The following is an 18982-nucleotide window of genomic DNA, read 5'->3' on the forward strand; positions in this document are numbered from 1 at the left end:
GCCGCCTAGTTCTATAGTTCATCCCGAGCACCCCCCACCGCGCTGCGTCTGGCATCATCCCCCAAAAGTACCTCCAAGACCGAATGACCGTGGACAACTTCAAGGGACGGAACATGGCTGAGAGCAGTAACTTCGCCTTTCTCAAGGAACACGACCCGGTCTTCTTACAGCTCGCTAGCACCGCCGAGCGCGTGTTTGCCAGCGACCCAAACACCACGCTGATCAAGCTGCGTCAGCTTGGTGAGGCGCTGGCGCAGGATCTGGCAGTGCGGGCCGGCATCGAGCTCGACGCCACCACCTCCCAATCCGATCTGCTTTTCCGCCTGGGTCGGGAAATTCAGCTCGACGGCAACATCCGCAACCTGTTCCACACGCTGCGTATCGAAGGTAACAAGGCCACCCACGAATTTCGTACCCAGCACCGCGAGGCGCTAGACGGCCTCAAGGTCGCGCGCGCGTTAGCTATCTGGTATCACCAGTCATTCGGCAACGCCGGCAGCGGCTTCAAGTCTGGCCCGTTCATTACCCCCTCTGACCCAAGTGCTCCGCTGCGCCAGCTGCAGGAGCAAATCGAGAAGCTGCGTGCCGAGCTTGGCGACAGCCGGCAGCAACTGGAAAGTAACCATCATCTAGCTGAGCTGCTTGCACAAGAAAAGGAAGAGCAAGCCAGCCTCGCCGGACAGATGCACGACGAAGCGCGCGTCTATGAGCAGATCGCGATGGAACGCGAGGCCGAACTGGCCAAGTCCCGTGGTGAGTTCGAAGCACGCCTGCAGGCGCTGCAGGACCAGCTAGAGAATCAGCCGCAGGCCGCCCAGCAGGTTGCCCGCAAGACTCAGCAAGCCAGCAGTCAGTTCGACCTCAACGAAGACCTCACCCGCATCCTCATCGACCAGCAGTTGAACGATGCCGGATGGGAAGCCGACTCGCTCGATCTCACCTACAGCAAGGGCGCGCGGCCGGAGAAGGGTAAAAACAAAGCGATTGCCGAATGGCCGACCAGCAAGCCGAAAGAAAACGCCGACTACGTGCTGTTCGCAGGCCTCACCCCGGTTGCCATCGTTGAAGCCAAACGCAAGCGCATCAACATTGCCGACCGCATCCCCCAGGCCGAGCGCTATGCTCGCCAGCTGATCATCACAGGCGACCTAGAATCGGCCGGGCAGGTTGACGGCTGGGCGGATGGCCAGGGCGGCTACTTCAAGGTCCCGTTCGCCTTCGCTTGCAATGGCCGCCCCTACATCAAGCAGCTCGCCGAACAGTCCGGCATCTGGTTCCGTGACCTGCGCAGCCCGGCCAACCTGCGCCGCCCGCTGCAAGACTTCCACACCCCGGACGGCCTGCGCGACCTGCTCCAGCGCAGCCGCGAGCAAGCCGAGGCGAAACTCCTGCAGGAAGGCTTTGCCTATCTCAAGCTGCGTGACTATCAGGAAAACGCCATTCGCGCCGTCGAGCAGGCGCTCGCCGACAACCGCCGCCAATGTCTGCTGGCCATGGCCACGGGTACCGGCAAGACGCGCACCATCATCGGCCTGATGTACCGCTTGCTGAAAGCCGAGCGCTTTCGGCGCATCCTCTTTCTTGTCGACCGCAGCGCTCTCGGTCAGCAGGCCATCGAGGCCTTCAACGAAGCAACACTTGAGCAGAACCACACCCTGGCGCAGATCTACGACATCAAAGAACTGGGCGACATGGCCGCGGAGGCTGAAACACGCGTCCAGGTAGCTACTGTGCAGGCTATGGTCCGGCGCATCTTTCAGTCGGACAACCCGCCTCCCATCGATGCCTTCGACTGCATCATCGTCGATGAAGCCCACCGTGGTTACACGCTCGACCAGGAAATGACCGAAGGAGAGCTGGCGGTACGCGACTTCAGCCAGTACCTGTCGCAGTACCGTCGCGTGCTCGACTACTTTGACGCCTGCCGCATCGGCCTCACCGCTACGCCGGCCAAGCACACCAGCGAAGTCTTCGGCGCCCCAATATTCACCTACAGCTACCGCGAAGCCGTGGCCGACGACTGGCTGATCGATCACGAACCGCCGATCCGCTACCAGACCCTGCTCAGCCAGAACGGCATCCACTTCGCCAAAGGCGAGAGCGTTAGCGTCATCGATACCGCCACCGGCGAGGTGGACGTAGCCGAACTGGAGGACGAACTCGACTTCGAGATCGAGTCCTTCAACCGCCGAGTGATTACGCCCGGCTTCGACAAAGTCATATGCGAGCAGCTGGCCCAGGAGCTCGATCCTTCGAGCGACGAAAAGGCGATGATTTTCTGCGTCAACCAAGCCCACGCCGAGCGCGTAAAGAACCTGCTCGACGAGGCCTTCAAGGAAGTTCATGGCGAAGAGTACAACCAGGCGGCCGTGCAGATCATCACCGGGCAGAGTGACAAGATCGTACAGCTGATCCGCCAGTACAAGAACGAGCGCTACCCGAGCATCGCCATCACCGTTGACCTGCTTACCACCGGCATCGACGTGCCGCGCATCTGTCATATCGTGTTCATGCGCCGGGTGCGCTCGCGCATCCTCTATGAACAGATGAAGGGCCGCGCCACCCGCCGCTGCGACGAGATCGGCAAAACCGTGTTCCAGATCTACGACCCGGTTGATCTCTACGCCAGCCTTGAGCCAGTGGACACCATGAAGCCCCTGGTCAAAGACCCGAGCATCAGCCTAGAGCAGTTAGTCAACGAGTTGACCAACCCGGCCAGCCTCGACGCGCCCGGCAGCCAACAAGACAGCAGCCATGCCCACGACGTACTTGACCAGCTCAGCCAGCGGATCATGCGCATTCTGCGCAAGGCCTGCCACAAGGCCGAGAGCAAGCCGACGCTCAAGGACAAGCTCGCCGAATTGGAAGACACCTGGGGCGTAGCGCCGGACAAACTGCACCAGCACTTGCACGGGCTCGGCCCGCAGCAGGCCGCGCAATTCGTTCGCCAGCACAGCCAATTGCTAGAGCAGCTTGCCACCGTCAATGCCCTGCTCGGCTCGGAAAACTACCCGGTGATCTCCACCCACGCGGACGAGCTGATGGTCCGCGAGCAGAACTACGGCGCCAACCAGAAGCCCGCCGACTATCTGGAGAGCTTCAACGATTTCATCCGGAACCAGCTCAACCAGTCGGTGGCCTTGGGTGTGGTGGTCAACCGCCCACAGGACCTAACCCGCGAACAACTGCGCGAAGTGCGCCTGCTGCTCGACGGGCATGGCTACAGCGAAGTGAACCTGCAGAGCGCCTGGCGCAACCAGACCAATCAGGAGATCGCGGCCAGCATTGTCGGCTTCATCCGCCGCGCGGCCCTCGGCGAAGCCCTGCTTCCATTCGAGCAGCGCGTGGCCAAGGCTATGCAGAGCATCTACGCCTTGCAGCCATGGACCCCAGTCCAACGCAAATGGCTGGAGCGCTTGGCCAAACAGCTAGTCCACGAAGTGGTGATCGACGAGAAACAGATTGGCGAAGCCTTCAGAAATGACGGTGGCAGCACTCGGCTGGACAAGATGCTCGGCGGTCATCTCGCGGTGGTTTTGGAAGAGATCAACAGCCACCTGTGGACGCAAGCAAGTTGAAACCGGTGATCGCCTTCAGACCCTGGCTCTTGCAAAAACCGACCGTAGTGAATAGGCTTGCGCGCAATACACCCGCCATGCCTATGGCTGCCTCGGCAGTTACGCACAAATTGAGCGGGTTTTTTATGCCCGCAGGTTTTGTCGCATGAGAACCTTCGACAAACCCGCTATCGATATTGGCGAGCAGATCGCCCTGCTCAAGGCGCGCGGCCTGCAGATCCAGGACGAAGCGCGCGCCCGGCACTTCCTGGAGGCCGTCAGCTTCTTCCGCTTGACGCCGTACATGCGGCCTTTTCAAGTCGTCGACGATCCACAGCATGGCTTCCGTACCGGTGCAGGCTTTCGCAGCCTGACTCGTCTCTACGATTTTGACCGGCGCCTACGCCTGTTAACGATGGACGCTGTCGAGCGTGTGGAAGTCGCCGCCCGAGCGGTCATTAGTAACCAAATGGGCCCAAGCAGAGGCGTTCACTGGTATTTGAACGCTCGGGTTTTTAAGCACAAGTATGACCATCAGCGCCTGCTCAATACCGTGCGTGAAAAGCAGGAGCGCGCTTTGCGCGATTATGAGCGCGAATGCGAGAACATAGACCGGCTTTCCAACGACGAGCGCAAAAGCCACTTAAAGCGGCAACGCGCCCACGAAAGTTATGCCCGCCACTATCCGCTGACCTACCGAAATCCAGAGCTGATGCCGGGCTGGGCAATGGTGGAAGAGCTGACGCTCGGGGACCTATCGCATCTCTATGCCGGTCTTGCACATGACGCTGATCGCAAAGCCATTGCACGGCGCTTGAATCTGGTAGCACCGCTGATGGAGTCGTGGCTGCACACCCTGACCACCATTCGAAATATCTGCGCCCACCACGCTCGCCTCTGGAACCGCGAATTGGGTATTCGACCCAAGCTGCCAGAAAAACCTAGGTTCGCTTGGCCCGAGCACCTGAAAACAGGTACGCACAAGCGCATGTACCCGGTGCTATCCATCCTGAACCACATGATGCGCCAGACCAGCCCACACACCAGTTGGGACAAGCGCCTGCATGAGTTGCTGGCCGACTTCCCCGAGGTCGACCTGCGCGCCATGGGCTTTCCGCAGCACTGGCAAGACGACCCCTTTTGGCAGGTGCCTCACTGACGCCTGCTATTCAAATACTGTTTGAAGCGAGTAACCCATGACCAATTCCGACATCGTCCAGAAGCTCTGGAACCTCTGCGACGTCTTGCGTGACGACGGCATTAACTACAGCGACTACGTCACCGAGCTGGTGCTGCTGCTGTTCATCAAGATGGAATATGAGCAGGTACAGAACAACGACAGCTTCGGCCACAAGCTGCCCGAAGGCGCGCGCTGGCCGGATCTCGCCGGCAAGTCCGGGCTCAACCTGCTCGATCACTACCGGCAGATGCTGCTGGATCTGGGCAAGAACCCGGACCCGCTGATCGCCGCCATCTATGCCGATGCCCAGACCCGCCTCAAGGAGCCGCGCCACCTCGAGCAGCTGATCAAGAGCCTCGACGGCATCGACTGGTTCAGCGCCCGCGAGGATGGTCTCGGCGATCTCTATGAAGGCCTGCTGGAAAAGAACGCCAGCGAAACCAAATCCGGCGCCGGCCAGTACTTCACCCCGCGCCCGTTGATCGACAGCATCATCCGCTGCATCAAGCCGCAGCCGGGCGAGACCATCCAGGACCCGGCCGCCGGCACCGCGGGCTTTCTCATCGCAGCTGACGCCTATATCAAGCAGCACACCGACGACCTCTACGAGCTGAACGAAAAAGACCGCCGCTTCCAGCGCACCGACGCCTACGTAGGCGTCGAACTGGTGTCTGGCACCCGCCGGCTGGCGCTGATGAACTGCCTACTGCACGGCATGGAAGGCGACGCCGAGGGCGTGGTGCATCTAGGCAACGCCCTTGGCCAGACCGGCGCCAGCCTGCCCAAGGTCGACGTGATCCTCTCCAATCCGCCATTCGGCACGGCCAAGGGCGGCGGCGGGCCGACCCGCGACGACCTCACCTACCGCACCGGCAACAAACAGCTGGCCTTTCTCCAGCACATCTACCGCGGCCTCAAGCCCGGCGGGCGCGCCGCCGTGGTGCTGCCGGACAACGTCTTGTTCGAGGCCGGCGTCGGCACCGACGTGCGCCGCGACCTGATGGACAAGTGCAGCCTGCACACCATCCTCCGACTGCCCACCGGCATCTTCTACGCCCAGGGCGTGAAAACCAACGTGCTGTTCTTTCAGAAAGGCACGGCCGACAACCCCCGCCAGGAAGAGCGCTGCACCAGCCGCGTCTGGATCTACGATCTGCGCAGCAACATGCCCAGCTTCGGCAAGCGCACCCCCTTCGGCCCCGCCCACCTCAAACCCTTCGAGGACGCCTACGGCGAGGACCCGAATGGCGAGAGTCCGCGCGCCGAGAACGTCGAAGGCGTTGGTGAAACCAGCCGCTTCCGCTGCTTCACCCGCGATCAGATCCGCGAACGCGGCGACTCGCTGGATATCAGCTGGCTCAAGGATGAGAGCAGCCTCGACGCCGCCGACCTCCCCGCCCCGGAAGTGCTGGCCGGAGAAGCCATGGCCGAACTGACCGAGGCGCTGCATGAGCTGGAAGAGCTGATGAAGGCGTTGGGTGCAGGCGATGAGGTCGTGGCGCAGAAGCAGTTGATGGCGGAGGTGATGGGGTTGGAAGTGAGGGCGGGCGATGAGTGATTTGCCACCCAACTGGTGCGACACCAAATTCACAGAGGTTTTCGATGTGCAAGGCGGTACACAGCCTCCCAAATCCACGTTTATTGATAACCCTGCCGATGGTTACGTTCGGCTTCTACAGATACGCGACTTCGGATCAAAGCCTGTACCTACCTACATTCCAATAACGAAAAGCATCAAAACATGTCGCCGATATGACTTATTGATTGCACGGTATGGTGCATCTTTAGGGCGAATCTGTACGGGTATGGAGGGGGCGTACAATGTCGCCCTTGCCAAACTAATCTGCCCAGAAGAAATTCAAAAATCATTCGCAAAATACTATTTGCGCTCCGAGCAATTCCAATCACCCTTAAGACTTCTTTCACGGTCAGCACAAAACGGCTTCAACAAAGAAGATCTCTCCGACTTTGGTTTATCGCTTCCGCCACTCGCAGAACAAGCCCGCATCGCCGCCAAGCTCGACGAGTTGCTGGCCCAGGTCGATACCCTGAAAGCCCGCATCGACGGCATCCCCGCGCTGCTCAAGCGCTTCCGCCAATCCGTCCTCGCCGCCGCCGTTTCCGGGCGGTTGACGGAGGAGTGGCGGGCTAGTGCAGCAGTCGACTGGAGTTTTCAGCGTGCGGCAGATGTGTGCGAGAAGGTGCAGAGCGGCGGTACCCCAAAAGAGGGTTTTTCCGAGTCCGGAGTTCCATTTCTGAAGGTGTACAACATCGTAAATCAAGAGATTAGCTTCGAGTACCGACCTCAATATATTTCGGAGTCCATCCACAGAGGAGCATCATCGAAATCGATCACAATGCCGGGCGACGTTGTGATGAATATCGTAGGCCCGCCACTTGGAAAAATCGCGACTATCCCGACGACGTCGCCAGAGTGGAATATAAACCAAGCTATTACTCTCTTTAGACCGAGTGAAAACATTATTTCAGGCTGGATATCAATCGTTCTTCTTGGCGGAGAAAATCTCCGCAGCATCATAAACGAGACCAAAGGATCAGCGGGCCAAGTAAACATTTCGCTCTCCCAGTGCCGAGGTTTTTTGTTCCCGGTTCCCTGCGTTGAGGAACAAACCGAAATAGTCCGCCGCGTCGAGCAACTATTCGCCTTTGCCGACCAACTCGAATCTCGCGTCAAAGCCGCCCAGGCGCGCATCGACCACCTGACCCAAAGCATTCTCGCCAAGGCGTTCCGTGGCGAACTGGTGCCGCAGGACCCGAATGACGAACCGGCCAGCGTGCTGCTGGAGCGCATCAAGGCCCAACGCGCCGCCGCGCCCAAGGCCAAGCGCGGCAAGAAGACCGGAACCTGACTAACTCGCTGCCTCCACCGAATCCTGGCCGGGTGAGCCCGGCATGTGAATGTTCAAGGAAAGATAATGGCCACATTCGATAGCACCAAACTGCCGCTGAAAGACATGCTCAAGGACATCGTGGAGGGCAAGATTCAGCTGCCGGACTTCCAGCGGGGCTGGGTCTGGGACGACGAACATGTACGCAGCCTGCTGGTCAGCCTGGGTCGCTCGTTTCCGGTGGGTGCGGTGATGCTGTTGGAAACCGGCGGAGCGGTTCGCTTCCAGGTGCGCGAGGTGGAGGGCGTACCCAAGAACAATCTTGTAGCTCCCGAGAGGCTGATTCTCGATGGTCAGCAGCGCCTGACCACCCTGACCCAGGTGCTCAAGCTGGACGGCCCGGTGCAGACACGCACCGAAAAGGGTAAGCCCGCTGAGCGTTACTACTACATCCATATCCCGACCGCGCTGGCCGGCGCTGACCGCCTGGATGACGCCATCATTGCGGTAGACGCAAGCCGCCAGCAACGCAGCGATTTCGGTCGCAAGGTTGATCTGGATCTGTCGACCCGTGAGCTGGAATGCCAGCAGCTGTACTTCCCCTGCGGCGAGATCTTTGAGGCCATGAACTGGCTACAGGACCTCTACAAGTTCAATCCGCAGGAGGTTCAGCGCTTTTTCGAGTTCAAGCAGCAGGTGCTGGATGCCTACAACGATTATCAGATCCCGTTGATCGTGCTGAAGAAAGAAACCAGCAAGGAAGCGGTGTGCCTGGTATTCGAGAAGGTCAACACCGGAGGTGTGCCACTTTCGGTGTTCGAGCTGGTCACCGCCAGCTACGCCGCTGATGGCTATAACCTGCGTGACGACTGGTTTGGTAGCGAGGAGCGAGGCGTTGTTTCCCGGCACAAACGGCTGGCAAAAGAACCGTTGCTGGCTGCGGTGGAAAGCACCGACTTCCTCCAGACGGTCACCATGCTGTACACGCTGGAGAAGCGCCGTGCCGACTTGGCCGAGGGCAAAACCGGCAAGGCAGTAACCCCGGTGAGCGCCAAACGCGCCTCTGTTTTGGAGCTGCCGCTAGCTGCTTACAAAAACTGGGCAGACAAGGTCGAACAGGGCTTCATCCGCGCCGCCAAGTTCCTCAAGCAGGAGTGCCTGACGTCCACGCGTGATCTGCCGTATCGCACCCAGCTACCGCCACTCGCTGCGGTCATGGCGCTGGTGGGTGACAACGAGCGTTGGCGCGAGCCGCGCATTAACGAAAAACTCGCGCGCTGGTACTGGTGCGGTGTCTTGGGTGAGCTGTATGGCGGTGCTGTGGAAACGCGCATTGCCAACGACGTGGAAGAGCTGCTGAAGTGGATTGAGGAAGACGCCGAGCCGCCCCGCACTATCGGTGACGCCACCTTCCAGATCGACCGACTGGCTTCGCTTAGCTCCCGTCTCAGCGCGGCTTACAAGGGCATCAATGTGCTGGTGCTGCGCGAGGGCGCCAAAGACTTCTTCTGGAAAGCCAACATTCGCGATCTGGAAGCTGATGAGGTAGCACTGGACATCCACCACATCTTCCCGCGGGATTGGTGTGAGAAGCGGGGCATTGCGCCGCGGGTGTATGACTCAATCATCAACAAGACGCCGATTTCCTATAAGGCCAACCGCATGATTGGCGGCACGGCACCGTCTCAGTACTTGAGCAAGCTGCAGGAACACCCGCAGGTCCGGCTCGACGATGAGGGCATGAACAAGCTGTTGGTCAGTCACTACATTCCGGTCGATGCGCTGCGCGCTGATGACTTTCACGCATTCTATGAGCTGCGGCAGAGAACGCTGCTGCAACTGATCGAGAAAACCATCGGCAAACGCTTGGCGGCCGAATAATCCTCGGTACAAGGAACGTAACCTATGCCCTTACAGAACCGCGTCGATCCCCGTAGTCAGCTGCATGCCGTCGCCAGCCGCGGGACCTTCATGGGTAACCGCGGCCGCCTGCACAACACCGAGCAGCAGATCGTGAGCAAGTGGAAGGTCAAACCGTGGATCACCTGCGGTCTGTCTCCCTTCAAGGATTACAAGCGGCCTGGCCTGATGATGCCGAACAGCTACACCGAGCTGTTCTTTCTCGATGAGCCGACTGCCTACGCCGCCGGCCACCGACCCTGCGCTCAGTGCCGCCGCCCGGCCTACAAGCTATTCAAGGAAGCGTGGGCCAGGGCATTCCCGGAGCAGCAGCATCTGTCGTTCGAGGCCATCGACGATCGTCTGCACTCCGCGCGTCTTAACGATGAAGGCGCCCAGCACAGCTGGATCGCGAAGCTCGGCGACCTGCCGGACGGCAGCATGATCGAGCATGCTGGCGAGTGCGTGCTGATCTGGAGTGGCGGCCAGTGGCTATGGTCGTTCGAGGGCTACACGCCGCTACAGCCGCTTATCCCGGCGGAACAGAGCGTTACGGTGCTAACACCCGAGCCTATTGTTCGCCTGTTTGCGGCGGGGTTGGCTGATAGCCTAAAAGTACATGATTCAATGCTTTCTACCCTGGTTGCTCCCTAGACGTGCAAAACATTCGACTCCGAAAAGAGAAGGATGCGGATGCCCCAAAGGTCTGACCAAACGGGCCCGCGGCGGTAACACAACAACAAGCCGGCCCCGTGCTGGGCGCACCCAGGCCCAGCGGGTCGCTGCTTTGAATGCCAAGCAAAGCGGAACAGTGCCTAGAAGGTACGCCCTACGCTGGGGCTAAGGCTTTCGCTCGCATGCGAACGTCCGAATCAATGCAGGGGTTTATGCGCCTCTAACCCTAACGGCGAACGCGCTCGCGCGTGCCGGAGTGCACTAAGGGCTCGGGGCCCAACCACGCAAGAAGGCAGAATGAGGCAGCTAGATGCACCGCCCCATTGCAGAGTGACAAGAAAAGCCAATAGCATCTAGCCATTACGCATAAAGCTTGACCTCAGCGAAAGCCTGCGGCCGCCCATGTACCAGGAGTTTGATTAATGAACGAATTTGTTCTTTACGGCACCGCTGCGTTTTCGGCAGTTGCTCTGGGAGGAGCCGCTCTGCTTTTCATCCGAGGCCGCAATGCTCAAAGTTCTCTCGCGGAGAGCACGCTTCAGGTACCTGCCGTAGCAGAGACGGTTGTTCCAGATGAGCAAACGACAAACTTCAGCCCGGAGCTGGTCGTGACAGATAACGAAGGCCGCAAGTTGGTACAAACCCGGCTGATCACACAGATTCCCGCAGGAGCGCCGACGTTCGCAGGCGCAAACAATGTGGCAGTAAAACGCGGCCAACAGCTGGCCGCCGATTTATTGAAAGGGGTTGCCACACTGCCAAACAAGACCCTCGAAGTAGTTTTCGACCCTGAAATCCAGAAAGGCCTGACGGAGGGCACACTGACCATCATGGAAGCAGTCGGTGGAGGCCAGCGCGCCATGGCCGTTCACGACAATAGGCAGATCGCAGGGCATGGGCGTTTACTGGAGGGAGGAAAGGCAAAGCAGCTAGCCTCGGGCGCGTTCCATTTGCTCAGCATTGCCGTTGCACAATCTCACTTGGCAGATATCAATCGAAGCCTTACCGAAATCCAAGGAGCTATCGAAAATCTTCAGCGAACAATTGACGACAAAGATCATGCCCAACTTCGTGGCTCGATGAATTACCTTGAATACCTTGTTGGCTTCATGCGCGATTTAGAGTCGCCCGAACTTTTCCCGCAAGAGAAGCGCAACCAGCTGGAAGCGATTAAGCACAAGACCATGCAATGGATTGAGCAATTGCAGCTCGAAGCATCTCGTTTGAAGAGCGACATTCACCAGCAGCAAGAGGTCGACACCTTCGGCACCGGTGGGACGCATAAGGCACTGGTTGCTCACGCCGGCAAGGTAAATAGCCTATTGCAGAAAAGGGATGTGTTACTGAGGATTCTTGCTCTGCTCGACATTGGCACCGCTTATCTTGACCCGACGGCGAGTGGTAAATGGGCACTCAGCCTGGGTGATAAGTGCGGCAAGTCGTTCCTCGAGATTGATGCGCTGCTGACGACCCAGCGAGATCGCTCGATTCAGCTTCTTTCTAGTGCAATGTTTAACCGCAAGGGCACGCTTGAAGAAAGGCGAAAAGAGCTCGTCGACCAAAACGAGAGTATGCGGACGCTAACTCTTGAGCATCAAAAGGCTTATAAAGCGACAGCCGACATGCTCTCGCAGCATCTAAAGAAATACCGCGACGAGCATCAGCCGATCCGCACGGCCCTGACCTTCGATCAGCACGGCGCGGTATGTAAGGTCGCGATGCTTTAGTGTTCGCCCCAGGTCAAGCCGCACGCCCAGTAAGATGCTACGCACTGGCAGGCCCCCGGAACCGATTTTTGGGTGCGCTCAATAACGACCTTCTCGCTTGGTGAATAGCAGCGCAATCATAGGCGTCGGACCAATCTATGAATGCCGCTTAATGAAAAGGATTTCACTGTGCATTCAGAACAATGGATAGGGGCGTTTCTCGCGCAACGCGGACTTCAGGAAAAAGAAGCCATCTCAGGTTCAACTTCGCTGCACATCAGCTTGGAAAGGAAATTACGCGAGGCGTGCCCTGTAAGATTTCAGCCGCAAGCGAAGAGAACACTCAGATTTTCGTTTCAGTTAACTCAAACTAGGCAATATGCAAAGTGAGCTCAGCACGTGCCAGTAAAACCAGACCGAGCATACCTAGAGGCTGCGTTTGAAGCCCCTATAACGCCTACAATGGATAGCGCTGAAAACTGCTACTGACACATGTGCAAACTTATAGCAGCCCAAGCAGAAGCAGCATTGGCTGCTGGAGTGGTCGATGTATGAAGCCAGCCTTAAAGGGAGCATTATCGGGCAGGCGTGACTGCAAGCCTAACGCCACTGTGAGGAATTCATCGTACGCGAACTCAACTGGAGCAAAGACTACCGCTAACAGTCGCTTGTAATGCAATGCACTTCGAACGCTCCAACCAAGCGGCTGAATTTCCACGGCCAGTTGACCTCCACACGAGCCACTAAATACCTGCAGGTAGTCGTCGATCTGTAGCAGCGACGGCCCGCTGCCGACAAGGCTGGCCTCCAATAGCTGGTGCGCTACACGAAGCTGAGGTGCAGCCGATTGATTCACCGTGATAATCGGCAGCAATCCCTGTCTGCCTTCGGGCTCAAATTGCTGAGTCTTCATTTCCATCATCAGTTGCAAGCCGCTTCGCGCGTCATGCTCTAACCGCAGTTCGATAATCGCTACATCATCGTCGCAGCGTTCCGCTCCGAAGCTGTGGATTGTGATGCGAGTGCTGCTACCGGTTGAGTCAATGACCTTCAGCATGAGCCGTTACCCCATAGCATTAATAGTTGCTGGGCTAGCAAGCCCACGTCGTCCGGCCAGTAGGCCATGGGACGCGGCCTCAGCGACTGAGGATGCGCGCGGCAAGAGAGCAAGGGACCGAGCTGCTGCCATTCAAGGCAAACGATGCCGTCGGCCGCACCTATCAGCGCTCCCGCAATACAGGCATTTGTGTCGGTATCACCGCCTTGCCGGATGGTTTCGCTCAACGTATGGCCAACGTTGTCCCCCGCTAGCAGATGGTAGAATGCATTCTGCAGCGCAATCAGCACCCACCCCATCTGGCGCTGATACTCCGTGGGCCGCTCACCCCCTGCGGCAGCAGTCAGCACTTGCCTTACTACATCGCCCTCCGTCGTCGGCAAGAGAACTGCCAATGCAGCGTCCAGCATTGCCTGGCGATTCGCACCCGATACGCCCACTGCGATCGCTGCTGCGTAGGCCGCGTTCGCTTCTTGGCAGACATCATGCGGATGGGTGAGTAATGCATCTTGCCTGGCCCAATGCGCAGCCAGCGACGGGCGGCCATGGGCACCTATTCCGATTGGCGCGACGCGCATCAATGCCCCATTGGCTTGGCTGCTGGTGGAAGCGTGCGCGCGGCATGCCTGGTCGACCGCCAATGCCGGTAAGCAAAGCGGCCCGAGCAGAGCCTGACGCGTAGTATTGCCAACGTCGAAGGGCTCCGACCTCAGCCAATCCACATAGCGCTGCGCAATGTCCGATGAATCAAAGCCCCCCTGCTTAACCAACGATCTCGCCAACGTTAGCGCAAGCTCCCCATCGTCAGTGGGTTGCCCAGCCTGAATCTTCCAGATGCCGCCGTCTTCCATCGTCAGGGCCTCGGACGCAATACGCTCGGCGATCTCGGCCGCGCTCATGAACTCCACTTGTGCGCCCAGGTTGTCGCCGATGAGCAGCGCCGCGAGGCAACCAAATGCGCGCTGAAGATGCAGGACCGGAGGGAACGCCGGCGTAATCGGCGCATTGCGTTGCTGGTTGTTGCGTTCTTCCAGAGCCTGGCTCCAAGGACGACTTGCGAGGGCGGCACACGCCGCAGCGGCGCCGCCGAAACAGCGAACGCATACCAGTGACATGTTTCGGTAACCCAACGGCTTTCCGCTCTGGTTAAGCAACACACCACCCGCCCCGATCAGCAGCGCATGCCCGGCAGCGACGTCATGTGCCGACAGGCTGGTCAACGAAACCGCCGCCACGCCATCGCCGGCAGCTGCTCGTGCCAGCCGATAGGCGACGCTCGGCATGGCCACGAAACGAGCCGGTTCGCACAAGCGGATGTTGGCGTTTGGTTTACGGGAGGCAGCCGCGCTCAACCAGACGATCTTTCCCGCCTCGAGTCGAGCGTTGGACAGATCAACCGGATGGGAAGCGCCGTTGCGCAGCAGATGCGGTAGCCCCTCGGCCCAGGCTATGCAGTCTCTGCCCCGCTCTGGACTGATTGGCGCGTAGACAACTCCGAGCACCGGCTGCCCGTCGCGCAACAGGGCCACGGAGATGGCGCTGCCCGGCAAGCCGAGCAGGAAATCCCGGGTCCCATCGTGCGGGTCCACCACCCAGCAAAATCGCTGGCCGGTGAGCCTTTGGCAAGTCTCCTCACCCCAGAAGTCGACATCCAACAGCCCGATCAGCTGTTCATAAAGCAGCCGTTCAATTTCCTCGTCGACCGCTGCCTTGTCGCCACTGCCTCGCGGCCCACCCTCGCGCTCCCATTCGCGGATAATCAGTTCACCCGCTGCCTCAACCGCGGACTGCACGGGCCGCAACAGACCGGCAATATCGACTGCATCCATCATCATTCCTTCTCCATTTCGTCGGTAACCAGCCCATCGCGACGCGCGCGGTAGTTGCGCCAGAAATCCCCCATCAGGTTGCCGGGGTCCGGCATTTCCAAGCGAGGCTCGTCGAGGTAGAAGCGCGCCAGCCGGTCAGCTGCCAGGGGGTGGCCGTGACCAGCCGCACACATCAACCAGTACAGGCCGTTGGCTTCGTCTCTCTTAATGAAATCAGTATCCAGCAGCAGGTCGCCTAAGGCGTACATTGCTTCAACGTGACCATCACCAGCTGCGGTTTGAAAGTGCTGGTATGCGCATAGCAGGTCCGTCGCAACCTTGCGCGGCGCTGGAAGATGTTCGTCATCCGAACCTAAGAAGATCTGTCCAATCTCGTACCTGGCGTCGAGCGAGCCTCTCGCTGCCGCCTGGCAGTAGCAGGCAAGCGCCCTGCGTTCGTTCACCGCCACGCCCTTGCCATACCAATGGATGTAGCCAAGGTTAAGCAGCGCCTCTAGCGAACCATATCGAGCCGCGGCGATGAACAAGCCGCGAGCCAGCCGCTCGTCCCGCTGGCCTTGCAACCAGACACAACCCAGTTCATTGAGCGCCTCGGCTGATGCGTCAGGCGCAGCAGCGCGTTCGTGTAACTCGCCATAACGCTGCCGCTCGGCAGGCGTTGCGCCTTGGCCACGCAAGTGGGCCAAGGCTAGAGACAGGATCGGTAACATGGAACCTCCAGCCATCGAGTGGATGGGCGGATTGTCACCGCGACGACCGACAACTCCTGTCGCATCCCGCCGTGCGCGGGACTGGCGCACCCGCAGGACATTGCGACATAGCCTGTCGCAGGGATCTTGCACAGTGAGCACGACTTCACCGATGAGGGTTCTGTATGAAGACCTACCAAGTATCAATGCGCCGAGTTGTCGCCTCCGCTGGCCCGCGTGCCAGCTTTATTATGACAGTCCAGGCAACGAGTTCGGCGATGGCGAAGGCCACCGCCGAAGCGCAGTACCCGGGCTACCAATGCATGCACGGGCCGGTGCCGGTTCGCTAGCGGATCGCTAAGCTGCCGACAGCCTGCCACCACACACAGGTGCTGGCAGCGCTGTCATTCGGGACTTGATCAGAGGAAACGAAGTTCGTGTTAGAGGCGCCTCGAGAATCAGGATACGCGACAGTTGCTGGCAGTCAGTGCTTGCGCGGCCAGATCAAGCTGAGCGTCCAGATCCGAAAGAGCCTCGCCATAAAACTTCTGGAACAACAGAGACGGCTCTTCGCCCTCCAGAAGTCCAAAGTGTTGCCCCACGTCCCGCCCTACGCGACGGATTAAACGAGCAGAACTCTCGCGCCCAGCAAAGCCGGCTGTCACGAGCAGATCGTCGGGAGCCACTCCATACACAGCGGCGACCTGTGCCGACCGGCAGCACAAGAATGCATCCACCATATAGACCTGCTCGCGCTCATCTCCAGCGACGAAACCTGGCTGGCCAGCAAGCAGTGCCTGCAAGCCAAGCGGCCCTCCGTTGGCAATCAGCTCAAGCTCAGTCAACTCGTAATTTTCCAGATCGAACTCTGTGACCTTCAAGGGCGCGCAATAAGCCATAGCTGTGCTTGTAGTGCGGCCTTTCTCTTCATGCTGCCATTGGCGGAACTCTCGCAGCGTCATGGCCTGGCCTCTACGCTGGCTGGTTTCAGCGTATTCACGAAGCACTTGGCTGAAAGGAACACTGGTAGGTACCCATGTGCCACCGCGCGGTGCGCTAGCGGACTTGACTCGTTCAGGAGGCGAAGCCGGTATCGATGGAACGCTAGCAGGAACGAGGCATTGAAGGTCATAACCAATCATGAACAAGGCTGCTTCGAATGCCCGGCATCGATCTACTGAACTGCCCGAGAACAAGGATGAGCGTCGAACGGTATCCTGAAGAATCCAGCCAAGCTCCAGTTGGCTTTTAGCCCAGCGCTCAGCGGGCACGCTAGGGGTGAAAAACTGCGGTGCACTCTTGTATCCAAGGCGCCCTGGGTCGCGGATTTGTGTGCCGCGAGCCGCCCCGGTCGGAAAACTCATCACAGCGTCGACCGTAGCGCTCTCACGGTAAAGGGAATAAAGCATCGCGATTGCTGCACCTACCCGACTGTCATAGATCGGCGAACCCGTACCATCGATCAGCGCATGGATCTTGGTCAGACCAGCGTCGAATCGCAGGATGCTGTTCTTATTGAGGTCAGACAGGCTCTGCGTGCCGTCCAAGTCGAACAAGCGCTTGCAACGGTTTAGGTACTCGACTAACTGCCCCTGATGACGCAATCCGTTCAGGAACGGAATGGCTCCTCGGACGCCACCCCACTCCAGTACAGCCAGGCACGCACGATATGTCGTGTGCTCGCAACCGCTTGCAAGTGCTGCCAGCAAGCGGTCGCTCAGCAGTTGGAGCGACCGTTCCGTGCTGGCCAAATTGGCCGACACAATTCGCTGAGAAGTCTGCTCGTCATACCAGCTGCTTTTCCACCGATAAAGCCTGTGAACCGCTTCAATACCATTCACGTGCTTCTGAAGGCCACCGACGACGAAGCGGCTGGGGCTGAAGCTAAGCTTTACAGGCAGTCGAGGAAGGTTATCGATCAGCCAAACGATGAAATTTTCCACATCAGCCTGTGCCAGAAATTGCCGCTTATCCATAACTAAACCTCAATTGAAGAAGCACCTGCGATCCAGGCGACCGGCTGCTTTGAAGCAACTCTTGTCGTTGAAAAGGCCCGGCAATTGTCCATATCCGCACGACAACTTATGTCGCACTGCACCTTGTAACGCGTAAGGGCCGGGAAGAATCGATAGGCTCGGCTACATCGTCGAGGTAGAAGCTGGCCATGCTTCGCACGATTTCTCGAACCTGAGCTCGGAGGCTCGGCGGCTCGAGCACTTCGACCGTGGCGCCATGGCTGAGAATCCACCACAGCAGCCCCTGGCTATAGGCAATGCTGCACTCAAGCAGGTGCCAACCTTCACCCAGGGGGCTGAATACCTGCTCGCGCGTCAGCGGTGTTTCGCTTTCATCCAGCCGCTGGCGCAATCGGTCATTGATGCGCAATTTGAGTGTTACCGGTTCAGGCTCGACCAAGATGCGTTGCACGTGATTCCGGAGCTCAAAACCCCGCGGCACCTTGCTCAGACGGCTTTCCAGAGGCCGAACCTTGCGAAACCGATGCAACGGTAAACAGCGAATTCGATCAGGGTTTCCGGAGTGGCATACCAGATAAATGCTCGAATCCTGGTAGGAAAGACCGAGTGGATGCAGCTCGTAATCACGCTCTTCTTGCTGATTGCTTGCGAAATAACGTACCGCCAGCTGATAGCCTCCAAGCAGGGCAAGCTGGATCTGCTCAAGAATTTGCGGATCGATCACAGCCTGATGAAGCTGAACGTGCTGAGTGCCGGTTACCAGCTTGCCGAGCCAGCGGCCCTCCTGAGGTGCTAGCCGGGTAAGCAGGCGTTTGGATCGTTCGTAGTGCTCACGCAGATCATTAAGTGCAGCCAGTGGGAGCAGATGGCTTGCTTGCTCGTACAGCATGACGATACCCAGCGCCACCCGTGCGGACTTGAGATCAGCGCTGGAAAGCTCAGTGTCGTTCGAGCGGACGGGCATCAACGCCTCCGCATCACGGACGAACAGCCATCGCGGCGCACCATGTTCCGGATCTTTTCGCGGTTCAGCGCGCTTGCACTTGCGCAAGAAATTCAGATCACGCTGCACCGTTTTTATCGTCACCTCGGTGTTCAGCTCGTCAAGCAGGCGGACATGGATCTGAGGGGCCGTCAGCCCTTTCTTTCCTGCATCGCGGATCCACCCGGCAATGGTATCGCGGCGTTCGGAAATCTTTGCCGGACGCGGCCTGCCCTCATCTTCGTACATGCTCGTCTCCCTTCCAGCGAGATGGCCATCATAACGACACCGTACCCGGAAAACGTAGCGTAAAAAGGCGTGAGCAAGGCGTTTCCAGGCAGCGTTTCAGAGAACGAGGCACGTAACAAACGTTTGACTAAGTAGCTGATTTTTAGATTAAAGCTACATACCTTGTAATCAGTAGGTCCCGAGTTCGACTCTTGGTGCCGGCACCATACGAAACAACTGAAAAGGCTCACCGCATGGTGTAATGCTGTTCACTTAAGCGGAGCAGCCTTACGATCCACCGGATACCGGGTTTTGGAAATTTTCACCGTCCTTGGCCTCCCTGGCCTTGGACGGT

The 18982-nt window shown here is 58.8% G+C and carries 12 protein-coding genes; 7 read left to right on the top strand and 5 right to left on the bottom strand.

The window, feature by feature from the left end:
- Positions 1-113: 113 nt before the first annotated feature.
- From hsdR to ACQKEK_RS09345, 7 genes are all read left to right on the top strand, one after another.
- Positions 114-3578: a type I restriction-modification system endonuclease gene (gene hsdR, locus ACQKEK_RS09315; RefSeq protein ID WP_499142192.1), complete on the top strand. Its 3465-nt coding sequence runs from the start codon at positions 114-116 to the stop codon at positions 3576-3578.
- A 145-nt stretch (positions 3579-3723) separates the two neighbouring features.
- Complete coding sequence (locus ACQKEK_RS09320) at positions 3724-4716, top strand: Abi family protein (protein WP_499142193.1); 993 nt, start codon at positions 3724-3726, stop codon at positions 4714-4716.
- Between the two features lie 37 nt (positions 4717-4753).
- Positions 4754-6295 carry a class I SAM-dependent DNA methyltransferase gene (locus tag ACQKEK_RS09325; RefSeq protein WP_499142194.1) on the top strand — a complete coding sequence of 514 codons (1542 nt, stop codon included), beginning with the start codon at positions 4754-4756 and terminating at the stop codon, positions 6293-6295.
- A complete protein-coding gene (locus ACQKEK_RS09330) occupies positions 6288-7607 on the top strand; it encodes a restriction endonuclease subunit S (RefSeq protein ID WP_499142195.1) in 1320 nt (439 codons plus the stop codon). The genes ACQKEK_RS09325 and ACQKEK_RS09330 overlap by 8 nt, the downstream gene beginning before the upstream one ends.
- A 66-nt stretch (positions 7608-7673) precedes the next feature.
- The gene (locus ACQKEK_RS09335) at positions 7674-9467 is read left to right on the top strand and encodes a GmrSD restriction endonuclease domain-containing protein (protein WP_499142196.1); all 1794 of its coding nucleotides are present in this window, start codon (positions 7674-7676) and stop codon (positions 9465-9467) included.
- Between the two features lie 24 nt (positions 9468-9491).
- Positions 9492-10139, top strand: coding sequence for a hypothetical protein (locus ACQKEK_RS09340; protein WP_499142197.1), 648 nt, complete (start codon positions 9492-9494; stop codon positions 10137-10139).
- A gap of 443 nt (positions 10140-10582) precedes the next feature.
- Positions 10583-11887 carry a hypothetical protein gene (locus ACQKEK_RS09345; protein WP_499142198.1) on the top strand — a complete coding sequence of 435 codons (1305 nt, stop codon included), beginning with the start codon at positions 10583-10585 and terminating at the stop codon, positions 11885-11887.
- 481 nt (positions 11888-12368) lie between these two features.
- Here ACQKEK_RS09345 and ACQKEK_RS09350 read toward each other — a convergent pair whose 3' ends face one another.
- From ACQKEK_RS09350 to ACQKEK_RS09370, 5 genes are all read right to left on the bottom strand, one after another.
- Positions 12369-12923, bottom strand: a complete 555-nt coding sequence (locus ACQKEK_RS09350; protein WP_499142199.1) for a hypothetical protein — start codon at positions 12921-12923, stop codon at positions 12369-12371.
- Complete coding sequence (locus ACQKEK_RS09355; protein ID WP_499142200.1) at positions 12917-14758, bottom strand: inositol monophosphatase family protein; 1842 nt, start codon at positions 14756-14758, stop codon at positions 12917-12919. Before ACQKEK_RS09355 ends, ACQKEK_RS09350 begins: the two co-directional genes overlap by 7 nt.
- A complete protein-coding gene (locus ACQKEK_RS09360) occupies positions 14755-15462 on the bottom strand; it encodes a tetratricopeptide repeat protein (RefSeq protein WP_499142202.1) in 708 nt (235 codons plus the stop codon). The genes ACQKEK_RS09355 and ACQKEK_RS09360 overlap by 4 nt, the downstream gene beginning before the upstream one ends.
- Positions 15463-15899: 437 nt before the next feature.
- Positions 15900-17417 (bottom strand): hypothetical protein, encoded by a 1518-nt coding sequence (locus tag ACQKEK_RS09365; RefSeq protein WP_499142203.1) that lies wholly within the window; start codon positions 17415-17417, stop codon positions 15900-15902.
- 106 nt (positions 17418-17523) lie between these two features.
- Positions 17524-18648 carry a helix-turn-helix transcriptional regulator gene (locus tag ACQKEK_RS09370; protein ID WP_499142204.1) on the bottom strand — a complete coding sequence of 375 codons (1125 nt, stop codon included), beginning with the start codon at positions 18646-18648 and terminating at the stop codon, positions 17524-17526.
- Positions 18649-18982: the final 334 nt, after the last annotated feature.

It is taken from the genome of Pseudomonas sp. NPDC077408 (assembly GCF_050269105.1).
Taxonomy (GTDB): domain Bacteria; phylum Pseudomonadota; class Gammaproteobacteria; order Pseudomonadales; family Pseudomonadaceae; genus Stutzerimonas.

What these genes read in the sequence shown, in the direction of transcription:
- hsdR (WP_499142192.1), top strand. Translation starts at nt 114, where the DNA reads ATGGCTGAGAGCAGTAACTTCGCCTTTCTCAAGGAACACGACCCGGTC.
- ACQKEK_RS09320 (WP_499142193.1), top strand. Translation starts at nt 3,724, where the DNA reads ATGAGAACCTTCGACAAACCCGCTATCGATATTGGCGAGCAGATCGCC.
- ACQKEK_RS09325 (WP_499142194.1), top strand. Translation starts at nt 4,754, where the DNA reads ATGACCAATTCCGACATCGTCCAGAAGCTCTGGAACCTCTGCGACGTC.
- ACQKEK_RS09330 (WP_499142195.1), top strand. Translation starts at nt 6,288, where the DNA reads ATGAGTGATTTGCCACCCAACTGGTGCGACACCAAATTCACAGAGGTT.
- ACQKEK_RS09335 (WP_499142196.1), top strand. Translation starts at nt 7,674, where the DNA reads ATGGCCACATTCGATAGCACCAAACTGCCGCTGAAAGACATGCTCAAG.
- ACQKEK_RS09340 (WP_499142197.1), top strand. Translation starts at nt 9,492, where the DNA reads ATGCCCTTACAGAACCGCGTCGATCCCCGTAGTCAGCTGCATGCCGTC.
- ACQKEK_RS09345 (WP_499142198.1), top strand. Translation starts at nt 10,583, where the DNA reads ATGAACGAATTTGTTCTTTACGGCACCGCTGCGTTTTCGGCAGTTGCT.
- ACQKEK_RS09350 (WP_499142199.1), bottom strand. Translation starts at nt 12,923, where the DNA reads ATGCTGAAGGTCATTGACTCAACCGGTAGCAGCACTCGCATCACAATC.
- ACQKEK_RS09355 (WP_499142200.1), bottom strand. Translation starts at nt 14,758, where the DNA reads ATGATGATGGATGCAGTCGATATTGCCGGTCTGTTGCGGCCCGTGCAG.
- ACQKEK_RS09360 (WP_499142202.1), bottom strand. Translation starts at nt 15,462, where the DNA reads ATGTTACCGATCCTGTCTCTAGCCTTGGCCCACTTGCGTGGCCAAGGC.
- ACQKEK_RS09365 (WP_499142203.1), bottom strand. Translation starts at nt 17,417, where the DNA reads ATGGATAAGCGGCAATTTCTGGCACAGGCTGATGTGGAAAATTTCATC.
- ACQKEK_RS09370 (WP_499142204.1), bottom strand. Translation starts at nt 18,648, where the DNA reads ATGTACGAAGATGAGGGCAGGCCGCGTCCGGCAAAGATTTCCGAACGC.